Origin of the sequence: Breznakiella homolactica (assembly GCF_016616095.2) — a bacterium.
GTDB lineage: Bacteria > Spirochaetota > Spirochaetia > Treponematales > Breznakiellaceae > Breznakiella > Breznakiella homolactica.
The window spans coordinates 1,177,855-1,196,517 of the sequence record NZ_CP067089.2; the positions used below are offsets into that span (position 1 = coordinate 1,177,855).

Annotated in this window: 17 protein-coding genes and 1 pseudogene; 2 read left to right on the forward strand and 16 right to left on the reverse strand. The window is 53.9% G+C overall.

What is annotated here, in order from left to right; all coding sequences use genetic code 11:
* Positions 1 to 21: 21 nt before the first annotated feature.
* The 9 genes and pseudogenes from rpmE to JFL75_RS05555 form a co-directional block, all read right to left on the reverse strand.
* Positions 22 to 228: a 50S ribosomal protein L31 gene (gene rpmE, locus JFL75_RS05515; RefSeq protein ID WP_215625689.1), complete on the reverse strand. Its 207-nt coding sequence runs from the start codon at positions 226 to 228 to the stop codon at positions 22 to 24.
* Positions 229 to 292: 64 nt separating this feature from the next.
* Positions 293 to 1,576, reverse strand: a pseudogene (rho, locus tag JFL75_RS05520) (transcription termination factor Rho); the annotation flags it as partial.
* 743 nt (positions 1,577 to 2,319) lie between these two features.
* Positions 2,320 to 2,796, reverse strand: a complete 477-nt coding sequence (locus tag JFL75_RS05525) for a CinA family protein (RefSeq protein WP_215625691.1) — start codon at positions 2,794 to 2,796, stop codon at positions 2,320 to 2,322.
* Complete coding sequence (locus JFL75_RS05530; RefSeq protein ID WP_215625692.1) at positions 2,789 to 3,214, reverse strand: bactofilin family protein; 426 nt, start codon at positions 3,212 to 3,214, stop codon at positions 2,789 to 2,791. Before JFL75_RS05530 ends, JFL75_RS05525 begins: the two co-directional genes overlap by 8 nt.
* A gap of 8 nt (positions 3,215 to 3,222) precedes the next feature.
* Positions 3,223 to 3,951, reverse strand: coding sequence for a response regulator transcription factor (locus JFL75_RS05535; protein WP_215625693.1), 729 nt, complete (start codon positions 3,949 to 3,951; stop codon positions 3,223 to 3,225).
* 67 nt (positions 3,952 to 4,018) lie between these two features.
* Positions 4,019 to 5,641 carry an apolipoprotein N-acyltransferase gene (lnt, locus tag JFL75_RS05540; protein ID WP_215625694.1) on the reverse strand — a complete coding sequence of 541 codons (1,623 nt, stop codon included), beginning with the start codon at positions 5,639 to 5,641 and terminating at the stop codon, positions 4,019 to 4,021.
* A gap of 21 nt (positions 5,642 to 5,662) precedes the next feature.
* Complete coding sequence (locus JFL75_RS05545) at positions 5,663 to 5,974, reverse strand: HU family DNA-binding protein (RefSeq protein WP_215625695.1); 312 nt, start codon at positions 5,972 to 5,974, stop codon at positions 5,663 to 5,665.
* Positions 5,975 to 6,041: 67 nt separating this feature from the next.
* Positions 6,042 to 6,317: a 30S ribosomal protein S20 gene (rpsT, locus tag JFL75_RS05550; protein ID WP_215625696.1), complete on the reverse strand. Its 276-nt coding sequence runs from the start codon at positions 6,315 to 6,317 to the stop codon at positions 6,042 to 6,044.
* Positions 6,318 to 6,460: 143 nt separating this feature from the next.
* Positions 6,461 to 6,631, reverse strand: a complete 171-nt coding sequence (locus JFL75_RS05555; RefSeq protein WP_215625697.1) for a hypothetical protein — start codon at positions 6,629 to 6,631, stop codon at positions 6,461 to 6,463.
* Positions 6,632 to 6,844: 213 nt separating this feature from the next.
* On the opposite strand from JFL75_RS05555, the gene JFL75_RS05560 reads away from it, so the two are divergent.
* Together JFL75_RS05560 and JFL75_RS05565 are read left to right on the forward strand one after the other, a co-directional pair.
* Positions 6,845 to 7,291: an RrF2 family transcriptional regulator gene (locus tag JFL75_RS05560; protein ID WP_215625698.1), complete on the forward strand. Its 447-nt coding sequence runs from the start codon at positions 6,845 to 6,847 to the stop codon at positions 7,289 to 7,291.
* 13 nt (positions 7,292 to 7,304) lie between these two features.
* Complete coding sequence (locus JFL75_RS05565) at positions 7,305 to 8,807, forward strand: hypothetical protein (protein ID WP_215625699.1); 1,503 nt, start codon at positions 7,305 to 7,307, stop codon at positions 8,805 to 8,807.
* A 12-nt stretch (positions 8,808 to 8,819) separates the two neighbouring features.
* On the opposite strand, the gene JFL75_RS05570 is transcribed toward JFL75_RS05565, so the two are convergent.
* The 7 genes from JFL75_RS05570 to JFL75_RS05600 all read right to left on the reverse strand — a co-directional run bounded on the left by JFL75_RS05570 (position 8,820) and on the right by JFL75_RS05600 (position 18,621).
* Positions 8,820 to 11,255, reverse strand: a complete 2,436-nt coding sequence (locus JFL75_RS05570; RefSeq protein ID WP_215625700.1) for a helicase C-terminal domain-containing protein — start codon at positions 11,253 to 11,255, stop codon at positions 8,820 to 8,822.
* A 606-nt stretch (positions 11,256 to 11,861) separates the two neighbouring features.
* Entirely contained in the window at positions 11,862 to 12,971 is a 1,110-nt protein-coding gene (locus JFL75_RS05575) for a glycoside hydrolase family 172 protein (protein ID WP_215625701.1), read from the reverse strand.
* Between the two features lie 69 nt (positions 12,972 to 13,040).
* A complete protein-coding gene (locus JFL75_RS05580) occupies positions 13,041 to 14,141 on the reverse strand; it encodes a glycoside hydrolase family 172 protein (RefSeq protein ID WP_215625702.1) in 1,101 nt (366 codons plus the stop codon).
* A gap of 14 nt (positions 14,142 to 14,155) precedes the next feature.
* Positions 14,156 to 15,010, reverse strand: coding sequence for a carbohydrate ABC transporter permease (locus tag JFL75_RS05585; RefSeq protein WP_215625703.1), 855 nt, complete (start codon positions 15,008 to 15,010; stop codon positions 14,156 to 14,158).
* A 1-nt stretch (position 15,011) separates the two neighbouring features.
* On the reverse strand, positions 15,012 to 15,905 hold the full coding sequence (locus JFL75_RS05590) for a carbohydrate ABC transporter permease (protein ID WP_215625704.1): 894 nt from the start codon (positions 15,903 to 15,905) through the stop codon (positions 15,012 to 15,014).
* 60 nt (positions 15,906 to 15,965) lie between these two features.
* On the reverse strand, positions 15,966 to 17,291 hold the full coding sequence (locus JFL75_RS05595; RefSeq protein WP_215625705.1) for an ABC transporter substrate-binding protein: 1,326 nt from the start codon (positions 17,289 to 17,291) through the stop codon (positions 15,966 to 15,968).
* A gap of 328 nt (positions 17,292 to 17,619) precedes the next feature.
* Positions 17,620 to 18,621, reverse strand: a complete 1,002-nt coding sequence (locus tag JFL75_RS05600; RefSeq protein WP_215625706.1) for an HTH domain-containing protein — start codon at positions 18,619 to 18,621, stop codon at positions 17,620 to 17,622.
* Positions 18,622 to 18,663 lie beyond the last annotated feature (42 nt).

Consider the following 18,663-nt stretch of genomic DNA (forward strand, 5'->3'; position numbering starts at 1 on the left):
TTTCCTGCAGTAACCTTTTGATCAGCTTTCTTTGATGTTGTACTTCTTCCGGAACCGCTCAATCCTACCGGCGGTATCCACCAGCTTCTGCTTGCCCGTAAAGAAGGGGTGGCAGGCAGAACAGATTTCTACTTTAATATCCTTTGCGGTGGAACGGGTTTCAATCACGTTCCCGCAGGCGCAGGTAATTTTAGTGGGTTCGTATTTGGGATGAATTCCGTCTTTCATCTTCATATCCTCCAAGTATCAATATACTAAAAAATAGGTAAAACGCAAAATTTTACGGCTGCGGTTAATCCATTCCGGCGGATCCGGTATTCATGGACCGCAGGAACGCCTCATTATTCTTGCTTTTCTTCATCTTGTCAATAAGGAGTTCGATAATCTCCACGTCATCCAGGGGGTTGATAACCTTCCGGAGTATCCAAATCCGCTGCATTTCCTCTTCCGTGAGGAGCAGTTCCTCTTTCCGGGTTCCGGATTTTTTGATGTTGATCGCCGGGAACAGGCGGCGGTCGGAGATACGCCGGTCCAGGTTGATTTCCATGTTGCCGGTTCCTTTGAATTCCTCGAAAATAACTTCGTCCATGCGGCTCCCGGTTTCCACCAGGGCGGTTGAAATGATGGTCAGGCTGCCGCCTTCCTCGATATTCCGGGCCGCGCCGAAGAAACGCTTGGGTTTGTGCAGGGCGTTGGAGTCCACACCGCCGGAAAGGATCTTTCCCGACGTGGGGACGGTCTGGTTGTACGCCCGGGCGAGCCGGGTGATGGAGTCCAGAAGGATAACCACATCCTTTTTATGCTCCACCAGGCGCTTCGCCTTTTCGAGGACCATCTCCGCGACCTGCACGTGCCGGGTCGCCTGTTCGTCAAAGGTAGAGGAAATAACCTCCGCCCGGACGGTCCGTTCCATATCGGTAACTTCCTCGGGCCGTTCATCGATAAGAAGAACGATCAGGTATACCTCGGGGTGGTTCCGCGTGATGGCGTTGGCTATTTTCTGCATCATGATGGTCTTTCCCGTCCGGGGAGGCGCGACGATAATAGCCCGCTGGCCTTTGCCGATGGGACAGAAAAGATTGATGATCCTGGGGGAAATTTCCTCGGTGGTGGTTTCCAGGTTGAGTTTCTCATTCGGGTACAGGGGGGTCAGGTTGTCAAAGGGAATGCGGTTCTGCGCCACCGTGGGGTCGTCGTAGTTTACCGTCTCCACCCGGAGCATGGCGAAGAAACGTTCCCCTTCCTTGGGGCTCCTGATCTGGCCGTAAACGGTATCGCCGGTCTTAAGGGCAAAAAGCCGGATCTGGCTGGGACTGATATAAATATCGTCCGGGCCGGGAAGATAGGAATTCTGGGGGCTCCGGAGGAACCCGTATCCGTCGGGCAGGATCTCCAGCGAACCGTAGGCGTAGATGATGCCGCCCCGTTCGGTATGGGCCTTAAGGGTGGAAAAAATAACTTCCTGTTTTTTCATGGCTACCATATCCTCGTGGGATATGCCGTAGCACGCCGCCAGGTCCCGGAGATCCATCATATTGAGCCTGGTTAATTCGTTTATTGAAAGTCTCGGTTTGCCGTTATCCTGGTCGCTCCGGGGTTCGGGTTTTCCGTAGATATCGGGCATGGGAGGAAGGCTTTTCGGAAGTCCCGGCACGGGTCCGGATGCGACCTGGGCCGTCCCGTTGCTGCCCGGTCCCTGGGCGCCGCCCCGGTCATAGGGCCGCCGGCCTTTGCCCCGGCCCTGGAAATTAGCGGTGGCTCCGCCCGTTTCGGGAACGGATTCGCCGGATTCCGGCGGGGTATTCTCATTCCCCTCGGAGAATGAGTCCTGGTCACCCTGATGCGGGGCCTTTCTGCCCCCCGAAGACCGGGAAGCGGCTTTTTTGGGCCGGGCGCGGACTACCACAGCCTTGCCCTGGTTTTCGGCCCCGTCGTCGGAAGCGTTTTCTTCCGAGGATGTTTTTTCCTGGGCTTCTCCGCCGTAATCCTGGGAAGAGGCTTCCGGGCTGTCGAATGCCTGGGAAGAGGTTTCCCGGGGAACAGCATCAGCCAGGGCTAATTCACCCTGCTCCGTTCCTCTGGATTCCGCCGCGTTATCATTTTTTGTCTGTCTTGTTTTCTTCACAATTGCCATGGAGTTGCTCCGTATACGTACCTATCGCACTGAAAGATCTGGTAGGACGTGAATGAATAAGTTATTTTTGCCACGGTTTCTCAAACGTGCTTTTTCCTGTTTGTCTGATTGAATTGGTACTGAAAGGATTGTATTAATAACTATAATTCCTTTCGCCTGTTTCTGTCAAGGCAAGCGTTGTCCGGCTACCGAATACGGTTATACAGCTCCCGGAGCGCGTCTTCCGCGGCGGCCCGCCGGATCGTGTTCCTGGATCCGGTATACCGGTACTCCCGGGCGGATGTGCCCGATCCGGAAATTGTAACCGCGATCCATACGGTCCCCACGGGAAGACCGGATCCGTCGCCGTCGGGGCCCGCCAGACCGGTAACGGAAACCCCGCACTGGACGCCGCTTTTTTGGCAGGCTCCGGAGGACATCGCCCGGGCACAGGCTTCGCTGACCGCTCCGTGCCGGGATATCAGGTCCGGGTCTACCCCCAGCATGCTGGTTTTTGATTCAATGCTGTAAGTAACATAAGAACCCCAGAATACCTTCGAGGCTCCGGGGACAGATGCCATCAGATCCGCCACAAGGCCGGCGGTGCAGGACTCGGCCGCCGCCAAACGCCACGATTTTTCCGCCAGTTTTTTAATTATGGATGACACTGTATCATCAGCCATTGTTTCTCTGCAGTTCCGCCTTTATCTCCTCCGTGGGACGGGAAAATATTTCCACATCCTTGTCGAGGCCGGTCATGCTGCATTGCCCCTCAAAAAGAACGCCGTCCGCGATCCGGAGATGGGCCGCCTGTATATCTCCCCGGACTTCCGCGCCGGGGAACATATCAATTTTATCAACCGCCCGGACGGATCCGATTACGGTCCCGTATACGGTAAGGGATGCCACGGAAATGTGATCCGCTTCAACCAGGGCTCCCTTGTCGATAATCAGCGCGCCGGTAGCTTCGATGGTACCTTTGAATTTCCCCTGAATTTTAAGGGTTTCCTTAAACTTGAGCCGGCCGCTGAACTGGGTTGTGTTTCCGAACACGACAATCGGAGCGGCGCCTTTTTTTGCAGACCCTGAATATTTTGCCATGAAGTATCCTATTTGACCATATCCGGCTCGGGCCGGGAATCCCGTCTGATTTGGTTTTCCAGAGTTTTGAGGCCGATTTCCTTTTTCTTAAGATCGTCCCATTCAACCATGGTCCGTTCGATCCGCGCGTCCAGCTCGGCGATGTTCTTGCGCACCGCGGCGGTCTTAGCCTGAACCGCCTGGACCACCTTAACGGTGGCCTCTTCATCCATGGTTATTCCCTTCTGGTTAAAGACCGCGATGGTATTGTCCAGGTCATCCATGCTCTGGAGGAAGGCCGCAACTTTATTTTTCATATCCGTGCTCAGTTCTTCCGCCAGGGTAAGCCGGGATTCGCGGACAACGATCTGTCCCAGAAGCTCGCGGTTCCGCAGGACCGCCCGGATACGGGCGAGGACAACGGAAAAATTGTAGGGTTTGGTAATGTAATCATCCACACCGAGCTCAAACCCTTCGACCTTATCCTTGACATCATCCATGGCGGAAAACATGATAATGGGAATTTCCCGGTATTTCGGATCATTTTTAAGGGTCTTGGTTACTTCCCAGCCGGACATCTTGGGCATAATATTGTCGAGCATAATCAGGTCGGGCATAAACCGCTTTACCTTTTCCAGGGCTTCGACCCCGTCCTCGGCCTTTTCGACAATAAACCCAAGTTTGGTCAGCATCACATCGAAGAACTCAAGGTTTATCTGTTCATCATCAACGATGAGTATCTTCTTTCGGGAATTCATATCTTCCTTCCTTTGATTAATCCAGGGGAAAAACCGTATTTCATTTTCCTACGACCATAATATCTTGTCAATCGGAATCATGGTATTTCGATTTTCTGATTTTTATGATTTTTACCACAATTCCCGTAGTCAAAGCAAGCAGGGAGGCCCAGACAAAGATTTTCGCCAGGTAATCCCCCCACCGGGTATACAGGGTCGTGCCGGCGGCAACGGGCACAGATACGGTGAGCTGGCTTTCGGTAAAGGGTTCGGCCATGGCGATGATCCGCCCGTTGGGGTCAATTCCGCAGGTCTGGCCCGACGCGGTGGACCGTACCATGGACCGGCGGTTCTCCACGGTGCGGAAGACCGCCATGGACAGGTGCTGCATCTGCGCGGGCAGACTGTGGGACCAGGCGTCGTTGGTAAGGTTGACAATCACCTCCGCCCCGTTCCGGACAAATTCCCGGGAAATATATCCGAAGGTATCCTCAAAGCAGATGGGTGTGGAAAACCGAAGTCCGTTGATATCGAAAACCGTGGCGTCCGCGCCTTTTTCCCAGAAGTGGGTATCCGCGTTCGCCAGGGCTTCATACACCCAGGGAAGCTGTTTCCCGTAAGGGAAATGCTCCGTAAAAGGCACCAGGTGCAGCTTCCGGTACTGACCGGCAATCTCGCCCCGGTCAAAGAGCATCGCCGCGTTGTAATCCACCCGCTCCCAGGTTCCGTTTTCGCTCAGCTCCCGGCGGGCGTCGTCGTTCCCGATCACAAAGGGAACGGTCTGCTCCGAGAGGAAGTCCAGCAGTTCCCGGACAAGCTCATAGGAACCGCGGTCTTCACGGTAGGTGGTATGCCAGTGGATCCGGGGAACAAAGGCGGTCTCGGACCAGACCACAACATCGGGTTTATCTTCCTGGTCCAGGGCTTCCAGGGAAAGCCGTTTTAATGTTTCGTAGTTCATCCGGTACTGCGCAAGGCCGCCCCGCCAGGGGTCGGTGTTGTGCTGGATCAGGGCAAAACGCGCCGCCGGCGCCGTGGAATAATCCTTTTGGGATGCGGCGCCGAATATGAGGGTTCCCCCCAGGGCCGCAATCCATAGGGCCGCGAAAAACCATTCCCGCCTGAAAAAAACCGTTAGGCTGCTCCGGTCAAAACCGTTCTTCAGGGCCCGGGCAATATACGCCGAAGGAAAAATCACCAGGGCCGATACCGCCCAGACGCCGCCAAGGCTGGCGATCTGGATTACCGGCAGCATATTCCACTGGGAGTATCCGGTTATGCCGTAGGGGTATCCCAGGAAGCCCTGGGTCCGCAGGTACTCATAGGCGATCCAGAGCGCCCACTGCAGGATGTACCCGCGCCGGGGAAAGAGCAGCGCCGCGCCTTTCAGAACCGGAAAAAGAACGGCGAAATAGAAAAGGTAAATTATACCGACGATGAGTCCCGCCAGGGGATGGAATACGCTGAGCCAGTAATTGAACAGACCGTAGGCGGCGTATCCGTACAGGGCTCCCCAGAAAATGGAGGCTTTTATGCCGACATCATTGATAAGCCAGAAAATAGGAATATAGGCGATCCAGGCAAGAAGGGGGAGACCGTTTTCAAAAAGAAGATTCGGAAAGGAGGCGGCAAAAAGAACGACCCCCGCAATCAGCGCGCAGAAGTGCAGAAGGAATCGGCGCAGGCCGGGCCGGCTGAAAACTGGCGTCATAGGGCTGAGACCGGCCCCGTATTATTCGGCTTTGTCGGTGATATTCCAGACATCCTGTTTTAACTCTTTTCCCGGCCGGAATGCCGCCACTCCGTGGGAATTTACCGATACGGGCTCGCCGGTCTTGGGATTCCGTGCCTTTTTCCGCCCCTTCCGGACACGGATTTCAAAGGTCCCGAATCCCCGCAGTTCAATAACATGGTTTTTTATAAGGGCATCCTTTATTTCATCCACAAAAGAATCGACCACCATCCGAATATCCTTCCGGTTAAGTCCTTTCTTCTGATAGATTGAATCAATAATGTCAGCTTTGGTAACTTTATTCCCCGCCATTACGCCCCCAATATCCATGTTTTCCCGGAGGAATCATGGGACCGGAATCACAGCCGGCACGTACCTATTACTGTGCTGTTTTAAGAGAATTGAACAGCAGCTGCATCCGTGATTTTTTCCGGGACGCAGCGTTTTTCTTGATAATCCCCTTCTGGGCAGCGGAATCGATTTTTTTGATCATATCCTTGAGAGCAGCTTCCGCCTCGGGGATATTCTTCTGCTGTGCCAGGACAACGAATTTCTTAACACTGGTACGCACTGAACTTTTTGCGCTCTTGTTGCGGATACGCCGTTCTTCACTCTGCCGATGGCGTTTTTCTGCTGAACTACTTTTACCTGCCAAAGGAAAACCCCCAAAAAACTAATATTGCTTATTGAATATACAAAACTCTGCTGTTTTCAAAGCCGCAGCTCTGAAAAACCTTTCGAAAATCAGAATACCAGGCTATCAAAGCGCCGGTATCGTGTCAATTGTTATACGTACCGCTATTTAAAGTCCGAAGGACGGCGTTCGGTCCGTTTGCATTTTTCGCATTCGGCAACATTCTTAACCTTGCCGTTTTCGAACAGGGTCTTCATCTTTACTTCTCCCCCGCAGGAGCAGAAAAACTTCTGGGTGGTGCTGGAAGTACGGGCATTCTTACTGGCCTGAGCCATAATTCTTTCTCCTTGCCATTTTCCTCAATGGCGTCTTTAGGTGTACCTTTTTGTAAGGTCTTTTAATACCATAAGATACTACGTCAGACTACGAACTGTCAACCGCGGCGCTGCGGATAAAAAGCAAAGAAAAAAATTACACTATAGATGAATTTTTCAATACTGTGGTATAATTATATGAGTAAGGTTGTCATAAAAAGTTTTGGAGCAAATATGAGAATTACCACCCGCGGCCGCTATGCCCTCAGGGCAATCCTGACGTTGGCCCGCCTAGGCAGTGAGGGCTCTCCGGTTTCAATTAACGTCCTGTCGGAACAGGAAAACATTTCCTCTGTTTTTCTGGAGCAGATTTTTTTTAAGCTGCGGAAGGCGGGTATCGTTAACTCGGTACGGGGTCCCGGGGGCGGTTTTTGTTTTGCCCAGCCGATTGAGAAAATCACTATAAAAGAAGTTTTAGACGCCGCCGGGGAGGCGCTGACGCTGACGCCCTGCAAAAAGACCGACCTAGACTGCCCGAAGGTCGGTTACTGCCCCGCCCACCCCGTCTGGATGGAAGTAACGAATATAATGAACAACTATTTTAACAGCCTGACCATCGCTTCGGTCCTTGAAAAAAACGGCGATATAACGGACATTATAGGTGCAGAAATAAACACCTGAATCCGGAGTGTCCATGAAGTATCCTGTAAAGGATGAAAAAGCTTACCAGAAAGTTATTGATGCTTTTAAGAAACAGCGCCGGGGCGCAACCCTGGCGGATATTACCGCGCGGACGGCCCTTTCCCTGGAAACAGTCCGTGAACTCGTTCCCGTGGCGGCGGACGAATTTTCCGGCCGCCTGGAGGTTACCGAATCCGGGGAAATCCTGTATTCCTTTCCCCAGGGATTTTCCAGCAAGTACCGGGGGTTCCGGGCGGGTTTAAAACGGTTCGGCAAAAAACTGAAGACGGCCCTCAAAACCGCCGGAACCTGGACTTTCAAAGTCTGGATAATGGTCATGCTGGTGGGCTATTTTGTTTTTTTCATGCTTCTTGCGCTGGCCTCCATGGTCATATCCGTAGGGGCCAGTTCTTCCTCCCGGTCTGACAGCCGTTCCTCAAACCGGGGCGGAGGGTTCGGCGGGATGTATATGGCGTCGTCCATATTCAACCTTATTATCCGGATCTGGTTTTATTCGGAACTGACCAAACCCCTGGACCCTTCGTATTACAACAATCCCCGGAAACGGCCGAAAGGCCGGCCCCTGTACCACGCCATATTCTCATTTGTTTTCGGCGACGGCGACCCCAACGCCGACTGGCCCTCCAGGGAACGGCAGAGCGTGCTGGCGTATATTCAGGCCAACCGGGGGGTGATCTCCCTGCCGGAGTTTATGACGTTGACGGGGAAATCCCCCGAAGAAGCGGAAAAGGAAATCACGGCATACTGCGTCGAATACGAAGGGAGCCCGGAAGCAACCGAAGACGGCACCATTGTATACCGGTTTGACAGTCTGCTCCTCCGGTCCGACACAAAGGACCGCACGTTCCGGGGATTTTCATCCCCCCTTAAACGGCTTAAGGCGTTTTCGTCCAATTCAAAAAAAATGAATACCTGGTTTTCGGTTATCAACGGGGTCAACCTGGGATTCGGCTCGTATTTCCTGTTTAATGCCCTCAATACCGGCGCGATCATTACCCAGGCCCAGCTGGAAGCGAGTTCCTACCTGTACGGGGTTTCGTACGTCCTGTTTTACCGGTTTCTTGAAAATCCCCTGCCGGTAATCACCATCGGCCTCGGGATCATTCCCCTGGTGTTCTCGGCCATCTTCTGGCTGATTCCCGGACTCCGCAAGCTCTTCAATAAAAAAGAAAATGAAAAGATAAAATTCGAAAACCTCAGGAAGGATGCCTACGCCCGGATATGGGAAAAGCCCGTTGATTTTTCCGAAAAGGAAATAGACCCCCAGACGGAACTGTGCCGCCCCGAGAATATGGAAACCAGCCGGGAGACCATCATAAAGGAAATAGGCAGCTATGCCATGCCGGAGGTTGCCCTGGATGACCGCGGAAACACCCGGTATACCTTTACCGGTCTGCAGCATGAAAAGGAAGCCCTGAAAAAATACCGTGACGAAATCGATCCCGCGGAAGCCGAGCTGGGAAAAACCATCTTCGACAGCCACGGCAGGGAGTAGTCCTCCGGCAGCTCAGGGAAACAGGAAGGATTCCGTTTCCCGGAGCATGGAGTGGAAATCCGAAAAGCTCTGCCGGGTTTCGGGAAGGGACCGGATAAACAGTTCCCCGTACCGTTTGTGGAGCACCCGGCCGTCCAGGACGGCCACAACCCCGTGATCGCTGGAACGGCGCATGAGCCGCCCGAAGCCCTGTTTAAACTTCATCACCGCATCAGGAAGGGACAGTTCCATAAAAGGGCTGCCTCCCCGTTCCTCCACCGCTTCGGACCGGGCTTCAAATACGGGATCGCTGGGAGCCCTGAAGGGGAGCCGGCAGAGGATCACCAGCCGCAGGGTATTACCCGGGGCGTCCACCCCTTCCCAGAAGGAGTCAGTGGCGAAAAGCACCGATGATTCATCCTCGAGAAAAGCCTGGAGCAGCCGGCCGCGGTCGTCGTCACCCTGTTTGAGGCAGCGGATTCCCAGTTCCGTCAGAACCGGGGCCGCCGCCGCGTAGGCGCTCCGGAGGGCGTCGTAGGACGTAAACAGCACCAGCGCCGATCCGCCGGAAATTTCGGCAAGCTGTCCCACCGCGGCGTCCACGAAGCCCCGGTAGCTTCCCTGATCCGGAAGGGGCGCGTCCTGAGGTATTGCCAGGAGAACCGACCGGGAATAGGGAAAGGGCGACGGATACTGGCCGGTGAGTGTTTCCCGGGTTTCCCCGAGCGAAAGCCCGGAACGGCGCATCCAGTAATTGAATGAATCCGCGATGGTTAAAGTCGCGGAAACACAGACCACGGTTTTATTCGGCGAAAAAAGCGCGTCCCCCAGGGACGGCGCCACATCCAGGGGGGTTTCGGTGAATTTAACCCAGGGATCTCCGGAGGAACCTTTGTGGCGTTCCAGCCAGAGGACTTCATCGGGATGCTCCTCAAAGGCGATAAAATTCCCCGCGGTGCTTCCGATAGCCTCAAGTCTCCGCACCAGGGATTTTACCTCCCAAATTACCGGATTGTCGTCATCATGGGACGGCACCGATTCGATCATATCCCGGACCATTCCCGCCAGAGAGGCGATGTGCTTTCTCACATCCAAGAGATGGGGAACCAGGGTGTTTTTTACGGCGGAAGCCCGGTCCCGGGTCAGCCGGTATACCCCTTCCCCGCCGCACAGCTCCAGGGCCGCGGTATCCAGAGCGTCCGCCGCGGAACGCAGCCGCTGGATCAGGTCCACCGCGTCATCGAGCTTGTCGCCGTTGGCGCTGATAGCGGCCAGCCTGAGCAGCAGGCCGGTCTGCTTGGTCCGGCGTTTGCGGTAAAGCCGCCCGGTCTGGCGGAAAACACCGAGCCGGCTGAATTCCCGGGAAAAGAAGGACGTTGCCGCCCCTTCGATAGTATGGGCTTCGTCAATAATTACCCGCGTATAAGGCGGAAGCACCACCGTGCTGTCGTAGCCTGCCCCCTCATGCCGGGCCGCGAGGTCCGCGAAGAGCAGATGATGGTTGACCACCAGAATCCGGGCGTCGGCGGTCTCCCGCCGCAGAGCAAGGAAAAAACAGCGCTCCCGCTCCGGGCACCGCATACCCAGGCACATGTCCGGTTCCGAACAGACCCGGGACCAGCTGCTCTCCAGCGGCAGAAAGGGAAGATCCGAACGGCTGCCGGTTTTGGTGGTTTCCGCCCATTCCGCGATGGACCGGATTTCGGTATTTTCGGTTTCATCCAGGGATGGCTCGGTCAGGGCGTCCTGCAGGCGCCGCCGGCAGAGGTAATTGCCCCTGCCTTTAACCAGAACGGTCTTTATTTTTTTCCCCAGGGCCGACGCGACCAGGGGGATATCCTTGTCAAAAAGCTGCTGCTGGAGGTTGATAGTGGCCGTGGAAATTACAATCCGTTCGTCGTTGGCCAGGGCGAAACTGAGGGCCGGCAGCAGGTAGGCGAAGGATTTCCCTACCCCGGTACCGGCTTCCGCGGCCACCAGGGCGTCTTCGTTGAATCCCCGGATGATAAGCCGCATCAGCCCGAGCTGGGATTCCCGGTTTTCATATACCGGGAGCCGGGAGGCGATGGCACCGCCGGGCTCCAGCGCGGCGGTGATTTCCCCGGGATCGAGTTTTTTTAAAACCCGGCGGCGGGTCGGCTCGGCGATCACGTACACCCGGGTTACCCCGTTGTCCACAATAAAAGAACCGATTCCGTTTTCAGCCGCCCGCGAGGCTATTACCAGATCGTTGTCGCTGGGGGTGAGGAATCCCGACGGATGGTTGTGGATCATCACATCGGCTTCGCCCATCCGGTCCCTGAGGGCAAGGACCGAATCCTCATTGCCCCGGGACGCGACTTCCAGCCGATCGATTATTCCGTCTTCTCCGATATATCCCAGGGCAAATACCTCATTGCCCCCGGCGTCGGCTATTTCCGAACGGAGTTTTGATAATGCTGTTTGAGAAAAACGCTTTGAAGCCTGCACGGTCAGTTTTGATTCCCTGGCCGTAGCTTACTATGAATACCGGATTTTTCCAACCCGGGATGAGGGGGAACACCGGGTCTTTCAATCCGGAAAGCACCCGTGTATAACGGTGCCGCGGGGCCTGTCATAGAGCAATGGGTTTGGCTCCTCAGCGGCCTGCGGCCTCGAAAGTCGTTTTATACGACAGACCCGGCGTTACCAGTACGCCGGGTACTTTCCGGCTTAACCGGCCCGGCGCTGCCCCGGTCAGGAGGGCTTCGCGTGTTCAGATCTATGACATCTAAATATATCATACCTACCGTTAGGTATATGTCTTTACCTCATAGGACAACTGATAATCGGAGCCGGGCACACCACCACCCCGAAATACCAACCCATACCCAGCACCTCTCAACGGCAGGGTACCCGCAGTATCTGCCCGGCAGCGGCACAGAAGCATGGTTGTTTATTGGTAACGCGGGGTGGCTTGAGGAAAGGGTGTATGAGCGACTTTCGAGGCCGAAGGCCGCTGAGGAGCCATACACTCTTTCCTCAAGACAGGCCCCCGGACCCGTTACCGCCATGCTTCTGTGAATGGTCTCTGTATACTGCGGGTACCCTGATTCCCTACCTGGGCCACCGTTCCATTCTGGGAAGCAGCGGTCCGAAGGGTACATGGGGTTCAGCCTGGTACCAGTACGCCACGGTGGAAACATCATCCTGCCGCTCGAACAGCCCCCGGGCATTCACCCCAATCTGCTGAACCGTAACCTTCAGATTCTCTTCGAAACGGATAGGATCGAGAATGTGCCACCGGTAAAAACTCCGCATAGCCGGAGTATAATCGTCGTGGTACGGAAAGGTCACCGCCGAGTTCCTGGTCGAATGGAAGGGATATCCCAGGAAAGGAGTACAGTACTGGGTTTCGTGCATATTATTGAATTCATCGTATCCAGCGAAACTCCAGGAGCCGCCGAAATAATCCTCGAGGCCGGTACCGCAGATGGTCGGATAGTCCGTATCACCGTCAAAGTAGAATTTGACTTCCCCTTCGCCCCACCAGTACCGTTCCAGGGCCGACAGAGCCATGAACGTTCCGATATAGTGGCCCTTTCCCCTGACATTATCCAGAATCACGTAATCCACGCCTTTTTCCGTTATTGCCTGACGCCGCCACTGGGCGTGGAAATAGGCGGTTTCCGCGGGAAGCTCATCGTACAGACAATAATCAATATGGTAGAAGAAGGACGGGATCGGTTCTTCGTTCTGGTTTTCCAGGGTTATCCGCGCTTTTTTTCGGAAGGGCAAGGCGAAATAACTGTTGAGGCCCCGGCTGGGGTTAACCGCGATGGGCATGGAATTAACCGTATAGCTCTGGCCGAACCCGCAGCAGAAGAAATCCCCCAGGGGGGACTCCACCGATGGATTCTCCTCATCGTCCCAATACATCCGCAGCACCAGATCCCGGAGCACAAAGGGATTGCGGTCACTGGTTTTGTTGATTACCGTAAACCAGATATGCTGAATGATTCCCGGGCCGTCGATTTCCGCCAGCACCGCGGTTTCTCCGGGTTTTATTTCCGGAAGGCAGGGCGCTCCTTTGCGGGATTTTCCCAGAATACTTGAAGCCTGGCCGCCGGCGCCTTTTTCGCCCCGGGGGTTTTCGGCGTTGATAGCCCTGCTTTTCCCGCTGTTCATCAGCGGCAGCGATGACAGTCCGTTCATAAAAATATGCATTTTTTCTCCTTACGATGACAACCTGCGGTGAGGTTCAATATTTAAGAATGAGTTAAAAACTGCGGTAACTTACCGGGGCCTCCGCTGTTCCGCCGGCGGCAGGGCCGGGAAAGCACCGTGGGGTTCCATCTGGTACCAGTAGGCCGTGGAAGCAATATCGTCGGACCGCTCAAACAGGGTGTCCCCGTCGTGGCCGATCTGCTGCACCGTAATAAGGAAATCCTCTTTGAACCGGATGGGATCCAAAATATGCCAGCGGTACAAACCGTGCATGGGCAGCGCGTCGTATCCGTAGGCCTTGGGCCGGGTATTGTCGATTTTTGAATAAAACGGATAGCCCATAAAGGGCGAACAGTAGGTTGATTCCTCGGTCCTGAAATATCCCGATTCATCGAGTTCGTAGAAACCCCAGGCTCCGCCGACGTAATCCTCCACACCGGTTCCGCATATAGTCGGGAAGTCCGTATCACCGTCGATGTAGCACTTTATTTCACCCTCGCCCCACCAGTACCGTTCCAAAGCGGTCCAGGCCAGATAGGTCCCGACGTAATGGCCCGTTCCCCGGATGCCGTCGGCAATAACGTAGTCCCGGCCTATTTCGGTGACCCGTTCCCGGCGCCACTGGGCGTGGAAATAGGCCGTCTCCGGAGGAAGTTCCGGAACCAGAGAATAGTTTACCGTGTAAAAAAACGCGTGCATCGGTCCGGGATGCTGGTTTTCGATGGTGATCCTCGCCCGGCGGCGGAAGGGCATTGAGAAAAAGGAATTGAATCCCCCATAGGGAGCCACCAGAATCGGCATGGAATACACATTGCATTTGGTCGAAAAACCGTTGCAGAAAAAGTCGCCCAGGGGAACCTCAACGGAGGGCGTCTGTTCATCATCCCAGTACATGCGGAGCACAAAATCCCGCAGTACGAACACACCCTTATCGGTTTTGTCCTGTACGGTAATCCAGATATGGTTTATGACCCCGGGGCCTTCAATGTCGGCGAGAACCGCGGTTTCACCCTGATCGATATCAATATACGCCCGGCCTTTCCTGCCGGGACCGAGTTTGCCCGCGGCCTTTCCGCCGCCGCCTTTGGATCCGCCGGGGTTTTCCGGGCTGACCGAACGGGATTCTTCATTCTTAACAAAGGGCAGACCATTGAGACCTGAATACAGCATTCCTCACCTCCGTCCTACTGTTTTACTCCGCCCGCCATGAGGCTGACGAGATAACGCTGGAGATAAATAAATAACACTACAATAGGAAGGGTGACAATCACCGACATGGCCATTATTTCGGCCCAGAGAATGGTATGTTCCCCGCGGAAACTGGTAAGCCCCAGGGGCATGGTCCACTTGGAGGCGGACTTGATCATCACCGACGAGAACAGATAATCACCCCACCCGGAAACGAACGCCACCAGCGCGATGGACGCGATGGCGGATATGGACAAAGGAATAATCATACTGAAGAAAATCCGCCACACCGAACATCCGTCAATCTTCGCCGCTTCCTCAATCTCAATGGGAATATTGTTGAAAAATCCGACAAACAGCCAGGTGCTGGTGGGCAGAAAAACCGCCAGGTAAGTGAGGCTCAGAGACCACAGCTTGTTCACCATCCCCAGCTGGGCAATGGTTATGTAATACGGGATCAGGATTACGATCCAGGGAACCGTCTGGGTCAGCATTATGATGAACCACAGTACGGGCTTTCCGGTAAATTTGAACCGGGAAATCGCGTATCCGCACATGGCCGCGAAGAAGGTCGCCAGGAACGTGGCAGCCAGATTGACCGCAAGGCTGTTCCAGCTCCAGGTAAGAAACCCATATCCGCTGTAACTGTAATTAAACAGCGCGTGCTTGTACGCCGCCAGGGTTGGCTTTGAGGGGAACAGGGAAACATCCAGGGAAAAAATATCCGTGGAAGTCCGCAGGGAATAGGTAACCATCATCACAAAGGGAAGCACAATAAAAATGCTCACAATGATAATAAGAAGGTAAAACCCAAACCGGGAAAAGCCCTTTAAGAATTTACTGCGGGCCATATCAACGCTCCATTTTTTGCTGCTGGCGGTAGTAGATAACCGCGAAGATCAGGCAGAATACCAGAAGCATCATGCCTTCCGCCGAGGCGGTCCCGACTTTGTAAAACCGGAACGCGTTGAGGTAAATATCAACCCCGATAACCGCGGTTCCGTTGTCCGGCCCGCCCCGGGTTATCAGGTATACGAGTTCGAATTCCTTAATGGTCCAGAGTATCTGGAGTACCATGGTGGTATTCCAGATCGGCCGTATGCTCGGCCATGTTACGCTGGCAAACTGCCGCAGCGCCCCCGCTCCGTCAATGGACGCAGCCTCGTACAGATCCTTTGATATGCCCTGGAGAGCGGCCAGCAGCATCAGCGAAATAAAGGGAAAGTTCTTCCAGATGCCGATGAGGGTTACCATGGTCAGGGCAGAGCCCTTCTGGGTAAATACGTCAAAGGGCTGCTTCATGATGCCGAACTTAACCAGGTAATGGGTTATGATCCCGTAAGTCGGCGAGAGGGATACGATAAAAACGGTACAGACCACCACCGCCGGCATTGCCCAGGGAATGAGCATCAGCCCCCGGACAAAACTGCGCCCGAAAAATTTCCTGTTGAGCAGCAGCGCAACCCCCAGGCCGAGGAGCATCTTCCCCGCGACGCTGGCGGCGGTGTAAATCAAGGTCACCGAAATCATCCCGGGAAAATTCGGGTTTGTCACCGCGTCAATGTAATTCTCAAATCCGATAAAGGGATGGTCCGGACTTCCGGATGATAAAAACCATTCCTGGAAGGACATGACCACAGTCCGCAGGATAGGGAAAATAATAAATAAGAGGATAAGAATCAGAGCGGGAAGAATGAACTGCAAGGCAATGATGTTGTTCCGGGCTCTGGGTGAGAACTGGGTCATACCAACTCCGTTACAATAATTTTCCGGGCAGGGACAGAGCCTCCCGCCCGGAAACAAACACTACCGGCGCTGTCCGAGGATCCGGACCATTTCAGCCTGTCCGTCATCAAGGGCCGCCTGTACGGATTTTGTCCCGAGAAGGGCCGACTTGATTGACTGCTGAACCACATGGTCGAACTGGTTCCACTGGACAATGTCCGGTACGATCCACATCTCATAGGGCTGCACCATCTGGACCATCTCAGCCTGCTTCGGGAACAGCTGGGAGTATTCATCATACACGAGTTTGTTCGTCGGCGATGCCCTCACCATTTCCCGCTTCTGGGCGTCCTTGGAATGCAGGAAAGCGATGAAGTCAAAGGCTTCCTTGGGGTTTTTGCACTTTGAAGAAATCGCCAGAGGATTGCCCCAGGAAACACAGACCGGCTCCATGCGCCTGCCGCTGACCACCGCCGCCGGGAACGGAACCATCCCGACATCGTTCATGTAATCCGACTGGGACATATCATTGGCAAAATTCGCCAGGGTCCAGGTGGCGATCTGGATTGTGGAAATGGCGCCGTTGGCGAACATGGTATGGAGTTCGCTTATATTCGTATCCCCCGAAGGCGCGGCGGCGTCCCGCAGTTTCTTGAGGAATTCAATGGCCTGCACATTCTGGGGGCTGTTGAAAATAAGACGGTCCGCCGTATAGGGGCCTTCCTCCCGGGGGAAGATGCCGCCGCCCATGGTCCACAGCCAGTGCATGTGCCACCAGCGGCTGATGACTTCGGCGTTGCTGGGATGGCCGAATCCGTATTTGTCGGTCCTGCCGTCACGGTCGGTATCCCTGGTCAGTTTCCGCGCCGCCTCATAATAGCTGTCCCAGGTATCGAGTTCCTTGGGATCGACTCCGGCCGCGCGGAGGTCGCTGACGCGGTACGCCGTAACCGGAGCGGAAAACATAAGGTACGGAAGGGCGACTATTTTTCCGTCCTGCTTGACCGAATCAATCAGGAGGATATCCTCTTCCAGCCTCGTTCCGTCGGGCAGTACGTAACCTTTGATGTAATCATCCAGGGCAATAAAAGCGCCGCCCTGGCGCTGGGAATAGTACCCGAATACCCCCGCGCCGGTATCGAGGGTAACGATATCACCTTCCACGCCGCTGGCGATATCCAGCGAAAGCCGGTCCCAGTAGGCGTCATTGGTGATTGCCGCCAGCTCAATTTTAACATTCGGATGGAGCGCCTCAAATTCGGCGATGGTCGGTTTAAGGACATTCTCATGGGTCGCCGCGTCAAACCACTGATACCAGGTAAGGACGATCTTTTCGTCCTTTTTCCCGGAACAGGAAGAAAATACAAGTAGCAAAGCAGCTAAAAGGACAAGACAACTTTTCCGCATATATACTCCTTTAATTTAAGTTTTAACGTAAAGAATTAGCTAATTCCTTACGTTAAAAACAGTTACAATTGGAAATAGTAAAATAAATTATTTTACTATAAACCTCCAGGGATTTTCTAAAAGATCAGATAGCCGCAGTATCTTTTTTGATATTATCACGGTATATATAATGGTTTGTCAATGTTTTATTTCATTTTATCAAAATATAATTATTTTATCATTACACTTTATCATAATATTTATTGATATTTTTATTATTTTAGATATTGTTAACAAAAATCACGGATACTGAAGAGGATACGGCGGGAAATGAGACAGGATTCGGGGGTTAGATTTTCCGCTGCAGCGGAAGCGGATACGCGCCGGTCTCCCGTTTCGCGATCAATACGCCGCAGAGTTCCTCCCCCAGGGTTCTGAAACTCGGCGCCGTACGCCGCACCGGGGCAAGGCCGCTGTAGAGAAATTCGTCCCCTTCACAGTCGTACACCAGGAAATTGTTGTTCCGCACCGGAATGGAATACTGGATGAACTTTGCGCCGGCGATATAGTTGGCGGAATAATCGGCGGAAAAAACGGCGCACCGGGAATCAAAGGAATGGAAAAAGGAATCGATGCGGTTCATTGATCCCATATCGGTCAGGCAGATATACTGGATGTCCTCAAAATGGTCTTTGACGGTATCGTATATTCCCTCGTACCGCCGGTTCCGCTCCTTCGGATTGTAGCCGACAATCAGGAGCCGCCGGTATCCCGATTCCAGCAGGATCCGCCCCGCCTCGGTTGCGTGGCGGTAATTGTCGGTCTGAACCGCCGGAAGGACCGGCAGCTCATCAATAATAATGTCCGCCACCACATCGAGTCCTTCCTTGAGAATATGGTAAAACGGAAGGGCGGATTTCCGGAATGACAGGGCGATGATTCCGTCGGTTTCCAGGTTGAGCAGGTACTCGCCGAATGACAGGGCTTCCACATTCATATCGTGGACCTCCGTACACATGACCGAAATACCCCTGCCGTCTGCCACCGCCTGAACGCCGCTCATAAAAGCGTTGTTGAAGCGGGTCTCCGCTTTCGCGGACACCACAGTTATCCGGTATCCTTCCAGGGTCTTCTGCGGCCTGTGGGAGAGAACGGTAATACCGGCTTTCTGCTTAACATCTATGTATCCGAGATCCTCAAGCTTCTTTACACCCCGCTGGGCAGTCTGGAGGCTTACCTCGAATTTTTCCGCAATACCGCGGATGGAAAGATATTTATCCCCGGGACGGTAATGTGTTCTGATATCCCGCAGTATGTTCGAAAAAAACGAATCAAAAATTTTTTTTGGCATAATATATCCTTATAAATTATGATTAAAGGATACAGTATGGCG